The 281-nt window shown below is 62.6% G+C and carries 1 protein-coding gene; it reads right to left on the bottom strand.

The annotated features are described in order from the left end of the window. Positions 1 to 245 (bottom strand): dihydrofolate reductase (locus tag AAEY75_RS14695; RefSeq protein WP_352259980.1); only part of this gene is annotated, 245 nt, incomplete at its 3' end. Positions 246 to 281 lie beyond the last annotated feature (36 nt).

Raw genomic sequence — 281 nt, 5'->3', positions numbered from 1 at the left:
AGCTTCCACTGGTTCCTATCAAACTCTGGAAACCACGCATCCCCTTCCGGGCTCAGCGCCACGCGGGTCAGGTACAAGCGGTCGGCCTGTTCCAGCCCCTGCGCATACAACTGCGCGCCGCCGATCAGCATCAGTTCGTCCACGCCTTGCGCCTTGGCCCATTCCTCAGCGCGTTCTACCGCAGCCTCCAATGACGGAAACACTTGCGCACCTTCCAGCACAAGATCGGTCTGACGGCTGACCACCAGGTTCAAACGCCCTGGCAGCGGTCGGCCCAGGGA

Origin of the sequence: Psychrobacter sp. TB55-MNA-CIBAN-0194 (assembly GCF_040309505.1) — a bacterium.
GTDB lineage: Bacteria > Pseudomonadota > Gammaproteobacteria > Pseudomonadales > Moraxellaceae > Psychrobacter > Psychrobacter fozii.
The sequence above is the reverse complement of the archived record's forward strand: the minus strand, read 5'-3'. Positions and strand labels throughout refer to the sequence as shown.